Raw genomic sequence first — 16,183 nt, 5'->3', positions numbered from 1 at the left:
GGGTTTCGGTCACATGAAATTGCGGGTGTGCAAAGAGGACAGATCCGCGGCTTCGTCGGCGGGGAAGCCGAGGTGGACCAGTCTCCGCTGCCGGCCGTCGTCCATTTCGGACTGGAGCTTCATGACCTTGTCGTAGCCGCGGGCGATCGCCTCCGGCGTCCATTGTCCGGCCGCCATGATGACGAGCGAGTCGAAGACGTCCTGGTTGAGTCCGGAGGTGTCGACCAGCGCGTCGTAGCGGCGTTCGACCGCGGACCGGAGCCGTCCCCGCAGAGCCGGGTCGATCTGGGACTGGTGTTGCAGGTGGGCCACCCCGAACGCGACGTGCCGGGCCTCGTCGCGGCGGGCGAGGCGGGTGACCTGCCGGGTCACCGGGTCCGGGGCGTGTTTGTCCAGGAACTCCAGCAGGTTCAGGAAGCTGCCCTCGCCCAGGACCGACAGCAGGAACGAGGCGAGCGAGAACTCGGCTTCGGTCAGCAGCGTGGCCAGCGATTCTCGGCCGCTGGCCGAGGACGTGCCCATCTCGCCGCCGCGCAGGAGCGCGCGGCGGGTGAAGACCTCCATGTGGCGGGCTTCGTCGGCCGCTTGCACGGCGAGCAGCTGGAGCACTTCCCGGAAGTGGGGGTGGATCCGGCCCAGCAGCCGCGCGGGGATGACCAGCGCGGCCTGCTCGTTCTCGATGAGGTAGGTCATCACCTGGACGACCGCTTGTTCCACCTCGGGCGCCAGCGTGAAATCCGCTTTCCAGTCCACTTCGGTGTCGGGGTTCCACTGGGCGGAGGCGGCGTGCGCGTAGAGCGAGGGCGCGATCTCGGCCCACACCAGGTCGCGGTGGGTGATGTCGAACGGCGGCGTCGGGCCTCCTTGCTCGATCAGCGCGCCGCGCGCGGCCAGGCCCCAATCCGGTGCCGGGTCGCTGACGATCCCGCCGGGATGCGGCCCGCCGGCCCGCTGGGCGCCGGCCCACCGGTCGAGGTCCGCGCGGCCGCGGACCACCCAGGCGCGGATGCCGAAGTCGGTGTCGAGGGCCGGGCGGACGCCGTGCCCGTTCTGGCGGCACCAGGTTTCCAGGTGCACGACCAGCGCGGGGTCGCCGCCGGTGACGCCGAGTTCGTCGCCGGGGCGCAGCCCGCGCAACGCCTGTTGCACGAGCAGGTGGGCGCCTCGTTCGAAGCTGAGGGTTTCCAGGTCGAGCACGCCGGGCGGTGCGGTGGTCATGGCCGGTACTCCCGGGCGGTGACCCGGCCCTCGGCGTCGTAGAAGGCCTGTTCGCGCACGGCGGCGTCGAGCATGGCGTACCCGCTGCTGCGGCCTTCGTGCCATGCGGTGAGGCCCTCCAAGTCGAACAGGGGCCGGACCTCGGGGTCGGTGTAGGACATCGAGAGCAGCAGCTGGCCGAGTTTGCGGACCTCGTCTTGCGGCGCGTCGTCGACGACGCTGAGGTTGCAGTGGTCGTAGGCGGGAGTCTGGGCGAGCACGCGGGTGCTTCCGGGCGGGAGCGTGCCTTCCTTGCCGAAAAGCAGGTGGTTCATGTCGATGATCGCGGCCGCTTCGATCTCGCCGGCCAGCAGCGCTCGCGCGGCGTCGCGTTCGCCGCCGATGTGGTCGCCGTGCAGGCCGACGCCCACGTCGAAACGGCGGACCGTGAGGTTCTCGCCCGGGACGAGCCCGGCCTCCCGCAGGAACGAGCACGGGATCAGCGTGGCCTGGGGCGAGTCGACGGCGCCGACCCCGACGGTGGCACCTTCCAGGTCGGCGACCTTCTCGTAGGGGGAATCGGCGCGGACGATGATGACCGAGGTCAGGTTCCGGTCGGTGTCGCGCATGACCAGCGGCGTGAGCTGTCTGCCGTTGGCGTCGGCCAGACGCTGCGCGCGCAGCCAGGCCAGCGGCGAGTTCCACGCGGCGTGGATTTTCCCGGCCGCGAGGTCCTCGACCTGGCGTTCGTAATGGGAGTAGAGCACGAAGTCGAAAGACAGCCCGCGGTTTTGCAGCCAGGAGCGGAATCCGTTCCAGATCGTGACGACTTTCGGGTCGTAGGCGACAGCGCCCATCAGCAAAGTCATGACATCCCCTCCGTAGTCAGAACAGCGGCAGGCCGAGGCTGGCCCGGCCGACGAAATCGCGCAGTGCTTCCGTGGTCGGAGCCATCACCCGAGCCGCCAGCGAATCGCGGAACTGCCGTTCGACGCCCAGTTCCTTGCGGAACGCGGAGCCGCCGCACAGCCGCATCACCCCGTCGGCGACCTCCGAGGCGGCCTCCGCGGCGACGGCTTTCACCTGCAGCACCCGCAAAGTCGCGTCCTCGCGTCCTTCCGCCAGCGCCGCGAGCGTGTCGCACAGGAAAGCGCGGACCTCGTCAGTGCGGGTCAGCAACCGCGCGAACCGTTCGCGGTGCTGCGGTTGTTCGGCCAACGTCTGTTCGAGATGGGCGAGGCGGGTCCCGGTCAGGTGAGCCGCCGCCTTCGCGATCAGCGCCTGCATCAGGCCCAGGGAGAAGGCCGCGTTCAGGACCAGGAAGTGCGGAAGAGCGGACTGCAGCGCGAGATCCAGGCCCGCGCCGTCGCTGCCGAGCATGGCCGAGGAAGGCACCTCCACCGCCTGGCCGGCGACGGGGTTGGAGGCGTTGCCGCGCAGTCCTAGCCCGTCGAACTTCCCCCGCACCGTCAGGCCCTTTGCGTCGCTGGAGACGAGCCACAGCGTCATCGGTCCCTCGGCCGCCACCGACCGGCTCGACCACACGTAGCTGTCCGCCTCCCCGGCCGCGGTCACCCAGCTCTTCTGCGCGTCGAGAACGACCCGGTCGCGGCCGTTCGCGGTCGCGGACCCTTGCGGGGCCCAGAAATGGCTGCGGGAGCCCGTTTCCGAGAACGCGAGGGTGCTCAGGTGGCGTCCTTCGCCGATCGCCCGGCGAGTGTCGCGGTCGCCGTGGGCTTCGATCAGCGCGGTGGCGGCGTAGTGCATCAGCGTGACCATCGCCGTCGACCCGCACGCCCCCGCCAGTTTCTCGATCACGTGCGCGGCGTCCGCGAGGGAACCTCCGGCTCCGCCGACCTCACTGGAGCTGATCAGCCCGAGCAAGCCGGCCTTGCCCAGCGCGTTCACGCCGTCGCGGGGGAATTCGCCGGACCGGTCGACCCGGTCCGCTTGCGGGGCAACGGTTTGCTCGACCACGGAGGCAACAGCGGTCGCATGGTCAAAAGACATCAGGGTTCCTCCCCATCACGCCCTCGGACCGCAACGGTCTGCCGCGTGGCGCCCCCCGGAGAGCGTCCGACCCGCCCCAGCCCTCAACGTTTCAATACTCCATGGTTATTTGGACAAAGGCCACGGTAGCGAGTCGCGCCCAGGCCTGTCCAGGGCCAATTGGACGGTAAGTAACCGATTTTGCGTGCAGCGTCACCGTGCGAGCGCGTCGGCGCGAGGGCGGGGCGGTGCGACCCGGTCGAGCTCGATGCGCAGTCGCCGTTTGCCCATGCCGCGGGACTGATTGGCGGTGACGCGCAGCGCGGCGACCTCGCGGGTGCTGGCGACATGGGTGCCGCCGTCAGCCTGCCGGTCCAGGCCGACGATCTCCACGACGCGGATTCTGTCGAGCCCGGCGGGAACCTGGTTGGTTTTCGTGCGGATTAGATCGGGTCGGCTGAGGAATTCCTCCGGTGGCAGAAAGGAAACGCTTACCGGCCGAGCCGCGGCGATCTCGCGGCGCAGAGCTTCTTCGAGCCGGTCGCCGAAGGACTCGCCCGAGACAGCGTCGGCGGCGGCCAGTTCGAAGTCGACTCGCCCGCGCAGCGGCTGCATGCTGCGGCTGAGGATGACGCCGCCGTAGTCGCGTCCCACCACGCCCGCGAGCAGATGCAGGCTGGTGTGCGTGCGCATCAGCGCGTAGCGGCGGTCCCAGTCGAGAGCGCAGCGCACCTGTTCGCCCTCGCCGGGCTGCGGGCCGTCGAGCAGGACGGCGATGCCGTCGTCGTCACGCCGGAAGCCGGTCACCTCGGCGGTTCCGGCCTGTCCGGTCACCGCGCCGGTGTCGGCGGGCTGTCCCCCGGCGCCGGGGAAGAACGCCATGCGGTCGAGGCGGACGCCGCCGTCGGTGCGCTCCAGCACGCGGGCGGTGAACTCCGCCAGATACGGCTCGGTCTGGTACAGCAGCGTCGTCACGAGGCGGCCCGCCGTCCTCCGCGCTGCGCGGGCACCGACCAGCCGTCCGGCACCAGCAGCGGACCGTCCGGGAGCGGGCGGCGGGTCATCGGCGCGGACCAGTCGCCGATAGCGGGACGGCCGCAGGCAGACCAGGCGGCGCACAGATCCGCCAGGTCGTCGGCCAGCGCGGCGGCGTCGGGCCCGGTCGCGTGCACCGCACCGCAGGACTGGACGACCGCCGCGCTGGCGGCGTCCTCGGCCAGGAGCGCGGCCGTTCCGTCGGCGGGATCGATCCCGCCGACATGCGCCTGCGTCACCCGGGTGCTGCGCGCGGCAAGGAAGAACCACAGGTCGCCGTAGTCCTCTCCGGTCATCGGCGCCACGGCCTGCCTGCTCAGGGTCGGCTCGGGGAACGGGCCCGCGGCGAAGCGGGCCGGGTGCGCACCGAGGAATGGCTGGTACAGCGCCCCGCCCGCGAGCATGAAATCGGTCCACGGCCCGACACCCGTCGCCCGCAACCGCCCGCGCTCGAGACGGAATCGCACGAGCGGGTGCGCACCGCCGTGCGCGAACGGAGCCAGCACGAACCCGCCCGGCGCGAGCTGCTCGACCCAGGCCGGAGGAACGCCGCGAATGCCGCAGCTGGCAAGGATCCGGTCGTAGGGCCCGCGGGCGGGATGCCCGTCGTAGCCGTCGCCCACCACCGTCACGACACCGTCGACACCGCACCGCCGCAGCGCCTCCTCGGCGTCGGCGATCACGTCCGGCTGCACGTCGAGCGACACCACCTCGGCACCGGTAACGGCCTGGATCAGGGCGGCGTTGTACCCGATCCCGGCACCGATCTCCAGCACTCGCATCCCCGGCGACAGCTCGAGCGCGCCGAGGATCCGGGCCAGCAGCGACGGCCGCGTGGTCGCGCTGACCAACTGCCCGCTGTCCTCGTCGATCTTGAACGCCAGGGGGTTGTCGCCGTAGACCGCGTCGAGGATCTCCTCCGGAACCGGCCCGTCGCACGGCATCTCGTGCCACCGCTGATGCCGGAACCGGGTCAGAAAGCGGTGGCGGGGAACGGTCGCGAACGCGCGCTCGCCAGCGTCGTCGGCGATCGCCCCGGCCCGGCGCAGCATCCGCGCGTAGTCCGCGAGCCGGTCGCCGGCCGGTCCTCGCGCGAGTCGGTCCGAGGCCGCCGTGGCCGCAGCTGGTCGATCATCCATCCGCTCAGTCAAACCGACAATCCCGCAACAATCCAGAGATGTCTGGAATATTGCGAGAGAATCCGGGAGCGCGGGTCGAAGGCTGGCTGCCGGGAGCGGCGCGCGTGACCGCTCCCGGCGCTCCGGGGCTCGATCAGGGTGATGTCCACCAGGCTGTTGCCATGATTCATGGAATTATGGTTTATCTCGTGCGGGACCCGTCGCGGGATTCCGCTCCTGCCGGAACCCGCCGAACCTCGAGGAGCCGTGGTGGTCACAGTGGTCGATGTCCGTGCCGTGCAGCGCCGGACCATCCGGGTCCTGATCGGCGCCCAGATGGTCTTCGCCGTGGTGATGGCGATGGCCTCGCCGGTCGCGGCGCTCCTCGCTCAGCAGATCACCGGGTCGGCCGGACTGGCCGGGCTCGCCCAGGTGGCCACCGTCGCCGGCGGCATGCTGGCCTCGGTCCCGCTCGCCGAGTTCACCGCGCGGCGGGGCCGTCGGCTCGGGGTGGCCGCCGGATATCTCGTCGGCGCCGTCGGGGCGGCGGCCGTGGTGCTCGGCGGGGTCGTCGCCAGCTATCCGCTCCTGTTCGCCGGGGCGCTGCTGACGGGCACCGCCGTGGCGGCCGGGCTGCAGGCGAGGTTCGCCGCGACGGACCTGGTCGAGCCCGAACGGCGCGGGCGGGCGATCGGCACCGTGGTGTGGGCCTCCACGATCGGGGGCGTGGTGGGCCCGTCGCTGGCCGGACCGTCGGACTCGGCCTCGGCGCTGCTGGGCCTCCCACAGTTCACCGGCCCCTTCCTGGTGATCGGCGCGGGACTGGTGCTGACCGCGGCCGCGACGTTCGTGTGGCTGCGGCCCGATCCGCTGCTGCTGGCCCGTTCCCTGCGCGGGGAAACCCACGACCCTCGCGGACAGGGCGTCATGCGGACCGCTCGCGCGCTGGCGGGCAATCCCGCCGCCCGGCGCAGCCTGGTCGCGATCGCTGTGGTGCACGCGGTCATGGTGTCGGTGATGAACATGGCGTCGCTGCACCTGCATCACGGCGGCAGCACTTTGCGCGTCGTCGGGTTCGCGATCAGCGTCCACCTGGCCGGGATGTTCCTGCTGGCCCCGGTGTTCGGCTGGCTGTCCGACCGGATCGGCGGCCGCCGGGTGCTTGCCCTCGGACTGCTGCTCCTGCTCGCCTCCGCTGCGGTGCTGCAGAGCACGAGCGGGCACGACACCGGCCTGGTGATGGGCGGTCTGCTGCTGCTGGGCCTGGGCTGGTCGGCGGGCTTCGTCGCGGGTTCGAGCCTGCTGACCGCGTCGGTCGACGAGGAACTGCGCCCCCGGGCGCAGGGCTTTTCCGACCTGCTGATGCAGGCGGCCGCGGCGGCCGGCGGGCTGCTCGCCGGCAGCGTCGTCGAATTCTGGGGCTATCCGTGGCTGGCGCGCATCTCCGCCGTCCCGGTCGCCCTCGTCGCGATCTGGTACCTGCTCGCCGCGCGGCGCGGCACCGCCCGCGCGTGAGCCGGGGGCTACTGCTCCGACCGCCGGGGCGGCGTGACCCGGTCGGTCGTCTTCCCTTCGATCGGAACCCCTGCTACTTTCCCTATATCTAATCCTCCATAAAACTTTGGAGAATGGTGATGGTGGCTTCGTCCGAAGGCGTGCGACTGACCGAGCTGTCCACCGGGGCCGGGTGTGCGTGCAAACTGCCCCTGGAGAAGCTCGACGATCTGTTCTCGTCGTTCCGCGAAGGCCTGGCGCCGGCGTCGGACGATCTGCTCGTCGGGGCGCTGGACGGCGACGACGCGGCGGTCCTGCGGCTGGACGCGGAGCGGGCGCTGGTGCTGACCACCGACTTCTTCACGCCGATCGTGGACGACCCCTACGACTGGGGCCGCGTGGCAGCGGCCAACTCGCTGTCGGACGTCTACGCCATGGGCGGGCGCCCGCTGATCGCGGTCAACCTCACCGCGTGGCCTGGCGAGGTCCTGCCGATCCGGTTGCTGAACGACGTGCTCCGCGGCGGCGCGGACCTGGCCGCGACCGCGGGGTGCGAAGTCGTGGGCGGGCACACGATCGACGACGCGGTGCCCAAGTACGGCATGGCCGTGCTGGGCATCGCCCACCCCGAACGGCTGCTGGCGATCGACCGCCTGCGGCCCGGCGACCATCTGGTGCTGACCAAGCCGCTCGGCACCGGGGTGATCACCACGGCGCTGAAGAACGGCGCGGCCGACGACGCGGTGGTGCGCGCGGCCGTGGACTCGATGACCACGCTCAACGCCGCGGCCAGCGAAGTCGCCCTCGCGGCCGGGGTCCGCGCCGCCACCGACATCACCGGCTTCGGGCTGGCAGGACACCTGCACCGGATGCTGCGCGCCAGCGGCGCGGCCGCCGAGCTCTACGCCGGGAGCGTGCCGCTGCTGCCGGACGCTCTCGAACTGGCTGCCCGGTTCGTTCCCGGCGGCACCCGGACGAACATGGCCTACCTCGCCCCGACAGTAGACGTCGACAGCGACGTGCCCCACGACCTCGCGGTGCTGCTGCACGACGCGCAGACCTCCGGCGGCCTGCTCCTGGCCGTCCCCGGCGATCCGGCCCCGCTGGTGGCCGCGCTCGCCGCGCGCGGGATCGACGCATCGGTGATCGGCGAAGTCGTCGAGGGACAGCCGGGCCGGGTGCGCATCCGCGGCGGTGCCGCGACACGATGACCGGCCTCCGTTCGTCTCGACTGCTCGGTCCTGCGCTGCTGGCCGCGGCCCTGCTGGCCTCCTCGGGGTGCGGTGCCGCCCGCGCTTCGGGCCCCGCAGGCGTGCCCGACCCGCTGCGGATCGGGCTGAGTCCCAGCATCACGCCCGCGCTGCAGCGCGAGACCTACCAGCCGCTCGCCCGATATCTGCATCAGCGGCTCGGCGTCGAGGTGGTCTTCTCCGCTCCTGTCGACGAACCCGCGGCTTTGCGCGCGCTGCGCGACGACGAGGTCGACGTGGCCCGTCTCGACGCGCTGACCTACGCCGCAGCCGATCATCGGGATTCCCTTGCACCGCTGGTCACCGAAGTCGACGCCGAGACCGGAAGCCCGCGGTATCTCTCCGCGCTCGTCGCCAGGCACGACAGCGGCGTGCGCAGCGTGACCGACGTCGTCCGCGCCGGAACCCGGGTCGCTCTGGGCGACCCGCACTCGGCGGCCGGTGACCTGTATCCCCGCGTCATGCTCGGCGGCACGGGCGCGGCAGCAATGCTCGTGACCGGCACCGGCTACAACACCGCGCGCGCCGTGCTGGACGGCACGGCCGGTGCGGGCGGGCTGGCGTTGCGGACGCTGCACCGGCTCGAACGCGACCGCGCCGTCCCCGCCGGGGCATTCGACGTGCTGCGCACCCACCCGGTGCCGGGCAGTCCCTGGGTCGCTCGCCGCGGGCTCGGCGCCGCCGCTCAGGACGCGGTCGCCGCCGCGTTCGAGTCGATCTCCGCCCCAGGCCTGCTGAACCTTCTGCAGGCACGCGGCTACGTCCAGGCTCGCCCAGCGGACTACCGGGAACTGCGCGCCGACGCCGAACGCCTCGGAACCGCGGAGGCCACGCCATGACCGCAGCCGACCCGCGCCGGGCACTGCCCAAAGTGGACACTCTGCTCGCTCATCCGCTGCTGGCCCCGCACCGGGACGAGTGGGGCCGGGCACCGCTCGCGGACGCCGCGCGGCACGTGCTCGACGCCTGCCGCACCGCGATCGGCCGCGGGGAACCGGCTCCCGGCGTCGATGTGCTGGCCCAGCGCGTCGTCGAGCACCTCGACCTCACCGGCGCGCGCCGGGTGCGGGCCGTCGTCAACGCCACCGGCGTGGTGCTGCACACCAACCTCGGCCGCTCTCCGCTTTCCTCCGCGGCGCGCGAAGCCGTGCTCGCCGCTTCCGGATACTCCACTGTGGAATTCGATCTCGCCACCGGTGGGCGCGGCAAACGCGGCCACGCCGCCCACGCGATGCTGCGCACGCTGACCGGCGCTCCCGGTGCGCTGATCGTCAACAACGCCGCGGCCGCGCTGCTGCTGAGCCTTGGAGCACTCGCCCGCGGGAAGGAAGTCGTCGTCTCCCGCGGGGAACTCATCGAGATCGGCGGGGAATTCCGGATACCGTCCATTATGGAGGCGGCCGGCGTCACCCTCGTCGAAGTCGGCACCACCAACCGCACTCATCTGCGCGACTACGCCGAAGCGATAACCGACCGCACCGCGCTGGTGCTGCTGGTGCATCCGTCCAATTACCGCATCGAGGGATTCACCGCCTCGCCTTCGCTGCCGGAACTGGTGGCACTCGCCCGCCAGCACCGAATCCCGGTGCTGCACGACGTCGGCTCCGGCCTGCTGCACGGAACGCTGGGCGAGGAACCGACCGTCGAGGACAGCCTCCGCGACGGCGCGGATCTTGTCGTCTTCTCCGGAGACAAGCTCTTCGGAGGCCCGCAGGCCGGCATGATCGTCGGTGCCGAGGACCTCGTCGCCGGGCTCGCCCGCCATCCGATCGCCCGCGCCGTCCGCATCGACAAGCTCACCCTCGCCGCGCTCGAAGCCACCCTCCTGGCGCACCTGTCCGGCAAGAGGGACCAGGAACTTCCCGTCTGGCGCTCGCTGCGCATGGGCTGGGACGAGCTTTACTCGCGAGCGCAGCGACTTGCCGCCCGCCTCGGACCGGGCGCCGAGGTTCGGGAGGGGGCCAGCACCCCGGGCGGCGGCAGCCTCCCCGGCCAGACGATCCGGAGCCCGCTCGTGCACCTGACTCCCCGAAGCGGCAGCGAAGCGGCGATGATGGCCCGGCTGCGCCACGGCGATCCCCCGGTCATCGCGCGCACCGAGAAAGGCCGCCTCGTCATCGACCTGCGCACCGTCGCCGAAGACGACGACGACACGCTCGCCGCCGCGCTGCTGCGCGCGCTGCAGGCCCCGCCCGCGTCCGGCAACGGACCGGCGACCGCCGCATCGGCAGAAAGCGAGGACCGGACCCAACACGCGACCTCATGAGGTCGCACAGGGAGGTGAGGAGTCCTGGTGGACTCTCCGCGGCCACGCCGCGGAAGGCGCTCTGCGCCTGGCGGGTTCGATTCCCGACTACCTCCGCCACTCTCCCGACGGCGCAGAATCCGGAGAATTCTCCGTCCTGCGCTGCGGAAATGGCCCCGCAGAACACCACGCGGAGATTCTTTTCCGGCAGTCGCGCACAGTGCGCTACTCCTTTGCGGGCAACCCTGTCCGGACGCTCTTCTCGCGCCCCCCGCCCGCTGCTACCGTCCACTACTACCGAAATCCAGTTATTTATGGATAAATCGCAGGCGGCGAGGCCGCCGCGCGAACCGTGGTGTCGCGAGGAGAAGTCCCATGAGCACACGGACCGACCCGACGTTCTACCGCACGGCGAGCCACGCCATGTCCGGCCCGCCCGAACGGCACGGCTACGTGGTCACGCTCGACCCCAGCGGAAACCGGCCGGACGCGCTGAGCGTGCTGGACCTCGATCCGGAGTCGGCGACCTACGGGCAGCTGACCGGCCGGCTCGACATGCCCAACGTCGGGGACGAACTGCATCACTTCGGGTGGAACGCCTGCAGTGCGCACCTGTGCCCCGGTTCGCCGCACCATGACGTCGAGCGCCGCTACCTGCTGGTGCCCGGCCTGCGCTCGTCGCGGATCCACGTGGTCGACACGAAGCCCGATCCGCACCGGCCGCGCCTGGTGAAAGTGATCGAACCCGATGCCGTCGCGGCGAACTCGGGCTACAGCAGGCCGCACACCTTCCACTGCGGTCCCGACGGAATCTACGTCAGCGCCCTGGGCTCGCCCGACGGCTCCGGGCCCGGCGGCCTCTTCCGGCTCGATCACGAGACGTTCGACGTCCAGGGGCGCTGGGAGGCCGACCGGGGCCCGCAGTACCTCGCCTACGACTTCTGGTGGCACCTCGGGCACAACATCCTGGTCAGCAGCGAATGGGGAACGCCGGAGATGGTCGAGAACGGACTCGACCCGCAACGGCTGCTGGCCCACGAATACGGCCATTGCATCCACCTGTGGGACCTGCGGACCGGACGGCACCTGCAGCAGCTCGACCTCGGAGCCGAACACCAGATGGTGCTGGAGCTGCGCCCGGCGCACAATCCGTCGAAGGCGTACGGATTCGTCAACGCTGTCGTGTCCACAAAGGACCTGTCCTCGTCGGTCTGGGCATGGCACCAAGACAACGGGCAATGGGCGATCCGCAAAGTGATCGAGATCCCCGCCGAGCCCGCCGACGCGGACAGCCTGCCTCCGGCGCTGCAGCCCTTCGGCGCGGTCCCGCCTCTCGTTACCGATCTGGTGCTGAGCCTGGACGACCGCCATCTCTACGTCGCCTGCTGGGGCACCGGAGACCTGCGCCAGTACGACGTCTCCGATCCCTTCGCGCCGAAGCTGACCGGCACCCTCAGGCTCGGCGGCATCGTCTCGCGCGCACCGCATCCCCGCGGCGGCGGCCCGCTCAACGGCGCTCCGCAGATGGTGGAACTCAGCCGGGACGGACGCCGCCTGTACTTCAGCAATTCGCTCTACTCGTCGTGGGACGACCAGTTCTACCCCGACGGGCTGCGCGGATGGATCGCCAAGGCCGACATCGCCGACGACGGCCGCATGACCCTCGACGAGAACTTCTTCGTTCCTTTCGAAGGAGAACGCCCCCACCAGATCCGGCTGGAGGGCGGCGACTCGTCCTCGGATTCCTACTGCTACTCGTGAACGCGGCCCCGGCTCGTCCGCCTGCATCCTTTGTTCGCCGCAACGCAACGGAGCGACTCACATGGACACCATCATCATGGTCGGGATTTTCGGAATATTCCTCGCCGCGACGAGAACATGGTCGCGGCCGAAACTGATCGGGCTATGGGCTGTCGCCGTCGCGGCGTGCCTGCTGCTGTTCTGGCACCACGCGACCTCGCCGCTCAACCTCAACTTCTGACCCGAGGGAGCCTCGCCATGACCGCGACAGCCACCGCGGACGCGCCCGCCCGCCCGGCAAACCGTCTCGGCTTCGTCCTGCTGCACATCTACGTCCTGGGCATCTGCGCAGTCCTGCTCGGCGGCTTCCTCGTCCAATTCGGACGCGGCGAATACCCGTGCCCGCTGTGCATCCTGCAACGGATGTTCATGATGCTGGCCGCACTCGGACCCGTGTTCGTCATCGCACGCTCGCGCACCCAGGCCGTCACCACCCGGGAATTCGCCGCCGGATACGGAATGAGCATCGTGGCCAGCGTCTGCGGAGCCGCGGTCGCGGCCCGCCACATCATGCTGCACATCAAGCCGCCGGACCCCGGATACGGCAGCACCGTCTGGGGCTTGCACCCCTACACCTGGGCCTTCATCACCTTCACCGTCGCGATCCTGGCCGCCGGCGGCAGCCTAGCGCTCGCGCGCGAACTCGAACCGCTGGACAGCCACAGCACCGCCCTCTCCACGACCGTGCTGTGGATCTTCGGCGCGATCGTGCTCGCCAACCTCCTGGCGGTCTTCGCCCTCGAAGGACTGCACTGGTTCCTCCCCGGCGACCCCATCCGCTACCAACTGCTCCACGACCTCGGGATCACCTCCTAGGCAAAACGCATCGGCGCAATCCGAGAACAGCCGCACGAGAGCAACCGGGCAATTCGCCGCCCGGTTGCTCTCGCATGCGTATTCGTGATCTACGAATACCGCAGAATATCCGGAGCGGCGCAGCCTTACCGGAATCGCGACACGCCCCGAGCATAGGTACGGTCATTATTTGCCGAATGGGTTGCCGAGGCGGCGCACAGCGCGGCATACTGGCGGAAAGCGAGCTGTCAGCGCGCTTTTTCGCCACTGGGGACTGGGGAAAATCCCGCACTGTCTCGCCCGCAATTGCGGGCGGCCGCATTGAGGGAATGGGGGGAGGTGAATTACGTGAAGGTCATCATCAAGCCGGTCGCCAAGCCGCAGCTGTCGAAGATCGCCGGTTCCACCCGTTGTGGCTGACCCTCGCGGTCACTCGTGACCGGCCACTGACGACCGGTCATCGCCGCTGCGGTGCGGGCACAACGCGCTCGCACCGCAGCCCCGCCGTCCCGCACTTTCAGGAGGCTCACCGTGACGTCCACACAGGACCTCGACTTCAAACCCAGGCTGCGGCACTGCACGTTTTTCCAGCCGGAGGAAGGCCCCGTCATCATGATCGTCGGGGAACGACACTTCGAGATTGACCAGGAAGGCGCCGACTTCGACACGTTCCTCAACTTCAAGCGCTATCTCGACGGCCGCCACACGGTAAAGGAAATCTCCGAAATAACCGGCATTTCGCCCGACGACGCGATCGGGATTGTCAACGGATTCGCCGAGCAAGAGCTGATTCGTGTCGAAGACGAGTCGCTCGACAAGATCCCGGTTCCGGTGTTCCTCGACCAGATCGACCGCTCCACCGGGATGTGGAGCGAGCAGATCGGTTTCCACCGCTTCTGGTCGAGCCTGGAGAACCAGCGTTACCGCAAAGAGGTCTTCCTCGGATTGATCCTGGAGACCTACCACTACATCAAAGCCGCCAGCCGCCACATCTCCACCGCCATCGCGCACTGCACGGACCCGGCGTGGGAACACCAACTGTCGGAGTACCTGTCGGAGGAATACAACCACGCGTGGATGGCGCGCGACAGCCTGCTGCGCATGGGCCTGTCCCAGGACGAGGTCGAGAACGCCCATCCCGTCATCGGGACCTGGTCGCTGATCAACAACCTGTGCGAGATCGCCCGCGGCGACACCCTGGGCTACCTCGCCTGCACCAAACTGTTCGAAGCGCGCGACTCCGAAACCCTGGACGGCGCGAACGACCTGCAACGGCTGGCCGTGGCCTACGGCTACCCCGAAGACTGCCTTGAACCGCTGGTGTCGCACGTCGCCGAGGACGTCAACGCCAACCACACCGGCCTGCTCGAGGAAGCCCTGGAAGGACGCGACTACGTTCCCGCCGCTCAGGCGCACCGCGCGGTGAACAACCTGCACGACCTGAAGCACTCGTTCGACCAGTACTACTACGGCATCGCGCAGTACTACTCCGATATTTCCAACTACATCCCCCGCCTGAAGGTCGACTACTTCAGCCTGTGAACGATCGCCGCCGCCCGCGTCCCGGACCCCGGCTCCGGGACCCGGGGAAACCACCGCGCACCGGCATGGGCAGCAGCTTCTGGCGGCTGTTCGGCGCGTACGCGATCAACACCGTCGGCGACGAGTTCTACGCGCTCGCCCTGCCCTTGGTGCTGCTCGCTTCCGGCTACCCGGGAGCTTCGGTGACGTTCCTGTTCGGCGTCTTGACCGCATCGACCGTCGCGGCCGGATTCGTGGTCGGCTACCTCGTCGACCGCTATCCGCCTCGCGGCGTCCTGACCACCTCGTACCTCGCGTCCGCCGCGATCCTGTTCCTCGGCGTCGGCGCGGTGGCAGCGGGCGCAGACGGCTATGCGGTCGCGTTGGCCGGAGCAGCGATTCTCGGAGTGTTCGCCGCGCTCTCGGCCGCCGCAGTCGACGCCGGCATCCCCCGCACCGTGGCGCGCGAAGACCAGGCCAGCCGCGGCTACTCCCTGGTCGAATCCGCTCGCACGGCCGCCCTCATCTTCGGGCCCGCTTGGGCCGGGCTGGTCACCTTGATCTCCAACCTGCTCTGGGTGCTCAGCGCCAACGCGGGCTCATTCCTGCTCGCCGCCGCCATCTCCCACACACGCGGCACCGCCGCTCGGCGCCGTCGCGCCCCCGGCGAGCCCGTGTTCGCGATGATCCGCGACGGCCTCCGCGCAGTGCTGCGCAACCGCGCGCTGGGCATCGGCATCGGACTCAGCCTGATCGCCAACATCACCCTCGGAGCCGAGCAACCGCTGTTCCTGACCCGGTTCGTCCGCGACTTCGGAGTCTCCGGCATGCTGACTTCCGCAGTGGTCATCGCCGCGGGTCTCAGCGCCATCGCCACCTCGCTCGTGCTGACCCACCTGGCACGGCGGCTCACCGCCCGCACCGCGATGATCTGGTCCTGCGTCGCCAGCGCACTCGCCGCCGCTGGCATCGGACTCACCACCAACCCGCCGCTTGCCGCCGCCCTGTACTGCGTCCTGTGCGCCTCCACCATCAGCTACAACGTCTACTGGCGCACCTACCGGCAACAGGTCGTCCCCGCGGGCCTGCTCGGCCGCGTCTCGGCCACCTGCCGAAGCCTGGCCTACAGCGGCATCGTGCTCGGCACCGCCCTCGTCGGCGCGTTCCAGCAAGCCGGCGCCACCACCGGCCTCCTGTTCACCGTCGGCGGCCTCGCGTGCCTGACCGGCATGCTCATCGGAGCGATCCTTTCCCGCCCACTGTCTTCTGCGAAACGACGCGTCCGCGACGACCACGCCGAAAGTCCGCCGTCTCCCGGCGATCCGCGCCCGGAACAACCACGGCACCGCTGAACCAGGGAGCCGATCCTCGAGGCGGCCCTAAGCAACATCGCGCCGCGACGCAGCAGCGACCTCTCGCTCGACCGCCAGCCCAGTGCGGCCTAGCGCGTCCCGGACCCAGTACCAGCGTCGGAACCGCACGACCGAGCACAGGGCTCTTCGCACGGTCAGCGGGCGACGCCAGGCCAAAAACTCCCGAAGGACCTGTCGAGTTGCTGCCGATCCGTTCGTCATCCTCTTGTCAACGCACCCACGCCACAGACATGGAGGACACCGTGCAATCCATGCTGCCGCTCAACAACGCCGCCCGTTCCGAACGCATGCCGCCGACGAGGCGCGTTCTCCGCTAGCCGACCACGCTTTCGGCGAAGTACACCTGCACCGGCCACCTGGGACCAC

At 70.0% G+C, this 16,183-nt stretch carries 14 protein-coding genes and 1 tRNA gene; 10 read left to right on the top strand and 5 right to left on the bottom strand.

Annotated features, from left to right (window positions below; genetic code table 11):
* Positions 1-9: 9 nt before the first annotated feature.
* The 5 genes from ACFORO_RS05265 to ACFORO_RS05245 all read right to left on the bottom strand — a co-directional run bounded on the left by ACFORO_RS05265 (position 10) and on the right by ACFORO_RS05245 (position 5,360).
* Positions 10-1,218, bottom strand: coding sequence for a ferritin-like domain-containing protein (locus ACFORO_RS05265; RefSeq protein ID WP_377871982.1), 1,209 nt, complete (start codon positions 1,216-1,218; stop codon positions 10-12).
* Positions 1,215-2,066: a phosphate/phosphite/phosphonate ABC transporter substrate-binding protein gene (locus ACFORO_RS05260; protein WP_377871981.1), complete on the bottom strand. Its 852-nt coding sequence runs from the start codon at positions 2,064-2,066 to the stop codon at positions 1,215-1,217. The genes ACFORO_RS05265 and ACFORO_RS05260 overlap by 4 nt, the downstream gene beginning before the upstream one ends.
* 16 nt (positions 2,067-2,082) lie before the next feature.
* Complete coding sequence (locus ACFORO_RS05255) at positions 2,083-3,207, bottom strand: acyl-CoA dehydrogenase family protein (protein ID WP_377871979.1); 1,125 nt, start codon at positions 3,205-3,207, stop codon at positions 2,083-2,085.
* A gap of 192 nt (positions 3,208-3,399) precedes the next feature.
* Positions 3,400-4,161, bottom strand: coding sequence for an alanyl-tRNA editing protein (locus ACFORO_RS05250; RefSeq protein WP_377871978.1), 762 nt, complete (start codon positions 4,159-4,161; stop codon positions 3,400-3,402).
* Positions 4,158-5,360, bottom strand: coding sequence for a methyltransferase domain-containing protein (locus ACFORO_RS05245; RefSeq protein ID WP_377896491.1), 1,203 nt, complete (start codon positions 5,358-5,360; stop codon positions 4,158-4,160). Before ACFORO_RS05245 ends, ACFORO_RS05250 begins: the two co-directional genes overlap by 4 nt.
* Positions 5,361-5,609: 249 nt before the next feature.
* On the opposite strand from ACFORO_RS05245, the gene ACFORO_RS05240 reads away from it, so the two are divergent.
* The 10 genes from ACFORO_RS05240 (at position 5,610) to ACFORO_RS05195 (ending at position 15,796) form a co-directional block, all read left to right on the top strand.
* Complete coding sequence (locus tag ACFORO_RS05240; RefSeq protein ID WP_377871974.1) at positions 5,610-6,854, top strand: MFS transporter; 1,245 nt, start codon at positions 5,610-5,612, stop codon at positions 6,852-6,854.
* 119 nt (positions 6,855-6,973) lie between these two features.
* Positions 6,974-8,044, top strand: a complete 1,071-nt coding sequence (gene selD, locus ACFORO_RS05235) for a selenide, water dikinase SelD (protein WP_377872093.1) — start codon at positions 6,974-6,976, stop codon at positions 8,042-8,044.
* Positions 8,041-8,922 (top strand): phosphate/phosphite/phosphonate ABC transporter substrate-binding protein, encoded by an 882-nt coding sequence (locus ACFORO_RS05230; RefSeq protein WP_377871973.1) that lies wholly within the window; start codon positions 8,041-8,043, stop codon positions 8,920-8,922. The genes selD and ACFORO_RS05230 overlap by 4 nt, the downstream gene beginning before the upstream one ends.
* The gene (gene selA, locus ACFORO_RS05225) at positions 8,919-10,349 is read left to right on the top strand and encodes an L-seryl-tRNA(Sec) selenium transferase (protein WP_377871971.1); all 1,431 of its coding nucleotides are present in this window, start codon (positions 8,919-8,921) and stop codon (positions 10,347-10,349) included. The genes ACFORO_RS05230 and selA overlap by 4 nt, the downstream gene beginning before the upstream one ends.
* Positions 10,350-10,359: 10 nt before the next feature.
* Positions 10,360-10,448: transfer RNA gene (locus ACFORO_RS05220), tRNA-Val, on the top strand.
* Between the two features lie 255 nt (positions 10,449-10,703).
* A complete protein-coding gene (locus ACFORO_RS05215) occupies positions 10,704-12,089 on the top strand; it encodes a selenium-binding protein SBP56-related protein (protein WP_377871969.1) in 1,386 nt (461 codons plus the stop codon).
* A gap of 61 nt (positions 12,090-12,150) precedes the next feature.
* Positions 12,151-12,309: a DUF5993 family protein gene (locus tag ACFORO_RS05210; RefSeq protein ID WP_377871968.1), complete on the top strand. Its 159-nt coding sequence runs from the start codon at positions 12,151-12,153 to the stop codon at positions 12,307-12,309.
* A 17-nt stretch (positions 12,310-12,326) separates the two neighbouring features.
* A complete protein-coding gene (locus ACFORO_RS05205) occupies positions 12,327-12,944 on the top strand; it encodes a disulfide bond formation protein B (RefSeq protein WP_377871967.1) in 618 nt (205 codons plus the stop codon).
* A 510-nt stretch (positions 12,945-13,454) separates the two neighbouring features.
* Entirely contained in the window at positions 13,455-14,465 is a 1,011-nt protein-coding gene (locus ACFORO_RS05200; protein WP_377871965.1) for an iron-containing redox enzyme family protein, read from the top strand.
* Positions 14,466-14,530: 65 nt separating this feature from the next.
* The gene (locus tag ACFORO_RS05195) at positions 14,531-15,796 is read left to right on the top strand and encodes an MFS transporter (RefSeq protein ID WP_377871964.1); all 1,266 of its coding nucleotides are present in this window, start codon (positions 14,531-14,533) and stop codon (positions 15,794-15,796) included.
* The last annotated feature ends 387 nt before the right edge of the window (positions 15,797-16,183 follow it).

The sequence above is a fragment of the Amycolatopsis halotolerans genome, assembly GCF_042647905.1.
GTDB lineage: Bacteria > Actinomycetota > Actinomycetes > Mycobacteriales > Pseudonocardiaceae > Amycolatopsis > Amycolatopsis halotolerans.
The sequence above is the reverse complement of the archived record's forward strand: the minus strand, read 5'-3'. Positions and strand labels throughout refer to the sequence as shown.

Bases quoted from the DNA above. Each gene is read 5' to 3' on its own strand.
- ACFORO_RS05265 (WP_377871982.1), bottom strand. From the start codon at position 1,218: ATGACCACCGCACCGCCCGGCGTGCTCGACCTGGAAACCCTCAGCTTC.
- ACFORO_RS05260 (WP_377871981.1), bottom strand. From the start codon at position 2,066: ATGACTTTGCTGATGGGCGCTGTCGCCTACGACCCGAAAGTCGTCACG.
- ACFORO_RS05255 (WP_377871979.1), bottom strand. From the start codon at position 3,207: ATGTCTTTTGACCATGCGACCGCTGTTGCCTCCGTGGTCGAGCAAACC.
- ACFORO_RS05245 (WP_377896491.1), bottom strand. From the start codon at position 5,360: ATGGATGATCGACCAGCTGCGGCCACGGCGGCCTCGGACCGACTCGCG.
- selD (WP_377872093.1), top strand. From the start codon at position 6,974: ATGGTGGCTTCGTCCGAAGGCGTGCGACTGACCGAGCTGTCCACCGGG.
- ACFORO_RS05230 (WP_377871973.1), top strand. From the start codon at position 8,041: ATGACCGGCCTCCGTTCGTCTCGACTGCTCGGTCCTGCGCTGCTGGCC.
- selA (WP_377871971.1), top strand. From the start codon at position 8,919: ATGACCGCAGCCGACCCGCGCCGGGCACTGCCCAAAGTGGACACTCTG.
- ACFORO_RS05215 (WP_377871969.1), top strand. From the start codon at position 10,704: ATGAGCACACGGACCGACCCGACGTTCTACCGCACGGCGAGCCACGCC.
- ACFORO_RS05210 (WP_377871968.1), top strand. From the start codon at position 12,151: ATGGACACCATCATCATGGTCGGGATTTTCGGAATATTCCTCGCCGCG.
- ACFORO_RS05205 (WP_377871967.1), top strand. From the start codon at position 12,327: ATGACCGCGACAGCCACCGCGGACGCGCCCGCCCGCCCGGCAAACCGT.
- ACFORO_RS05195 (WP_377871964.1), top strand. From the start codon at position 14,531: ATGGGCAGCAGCTTCTGGCGGCTGTTCGGCGCGTACGCGATCAACACC.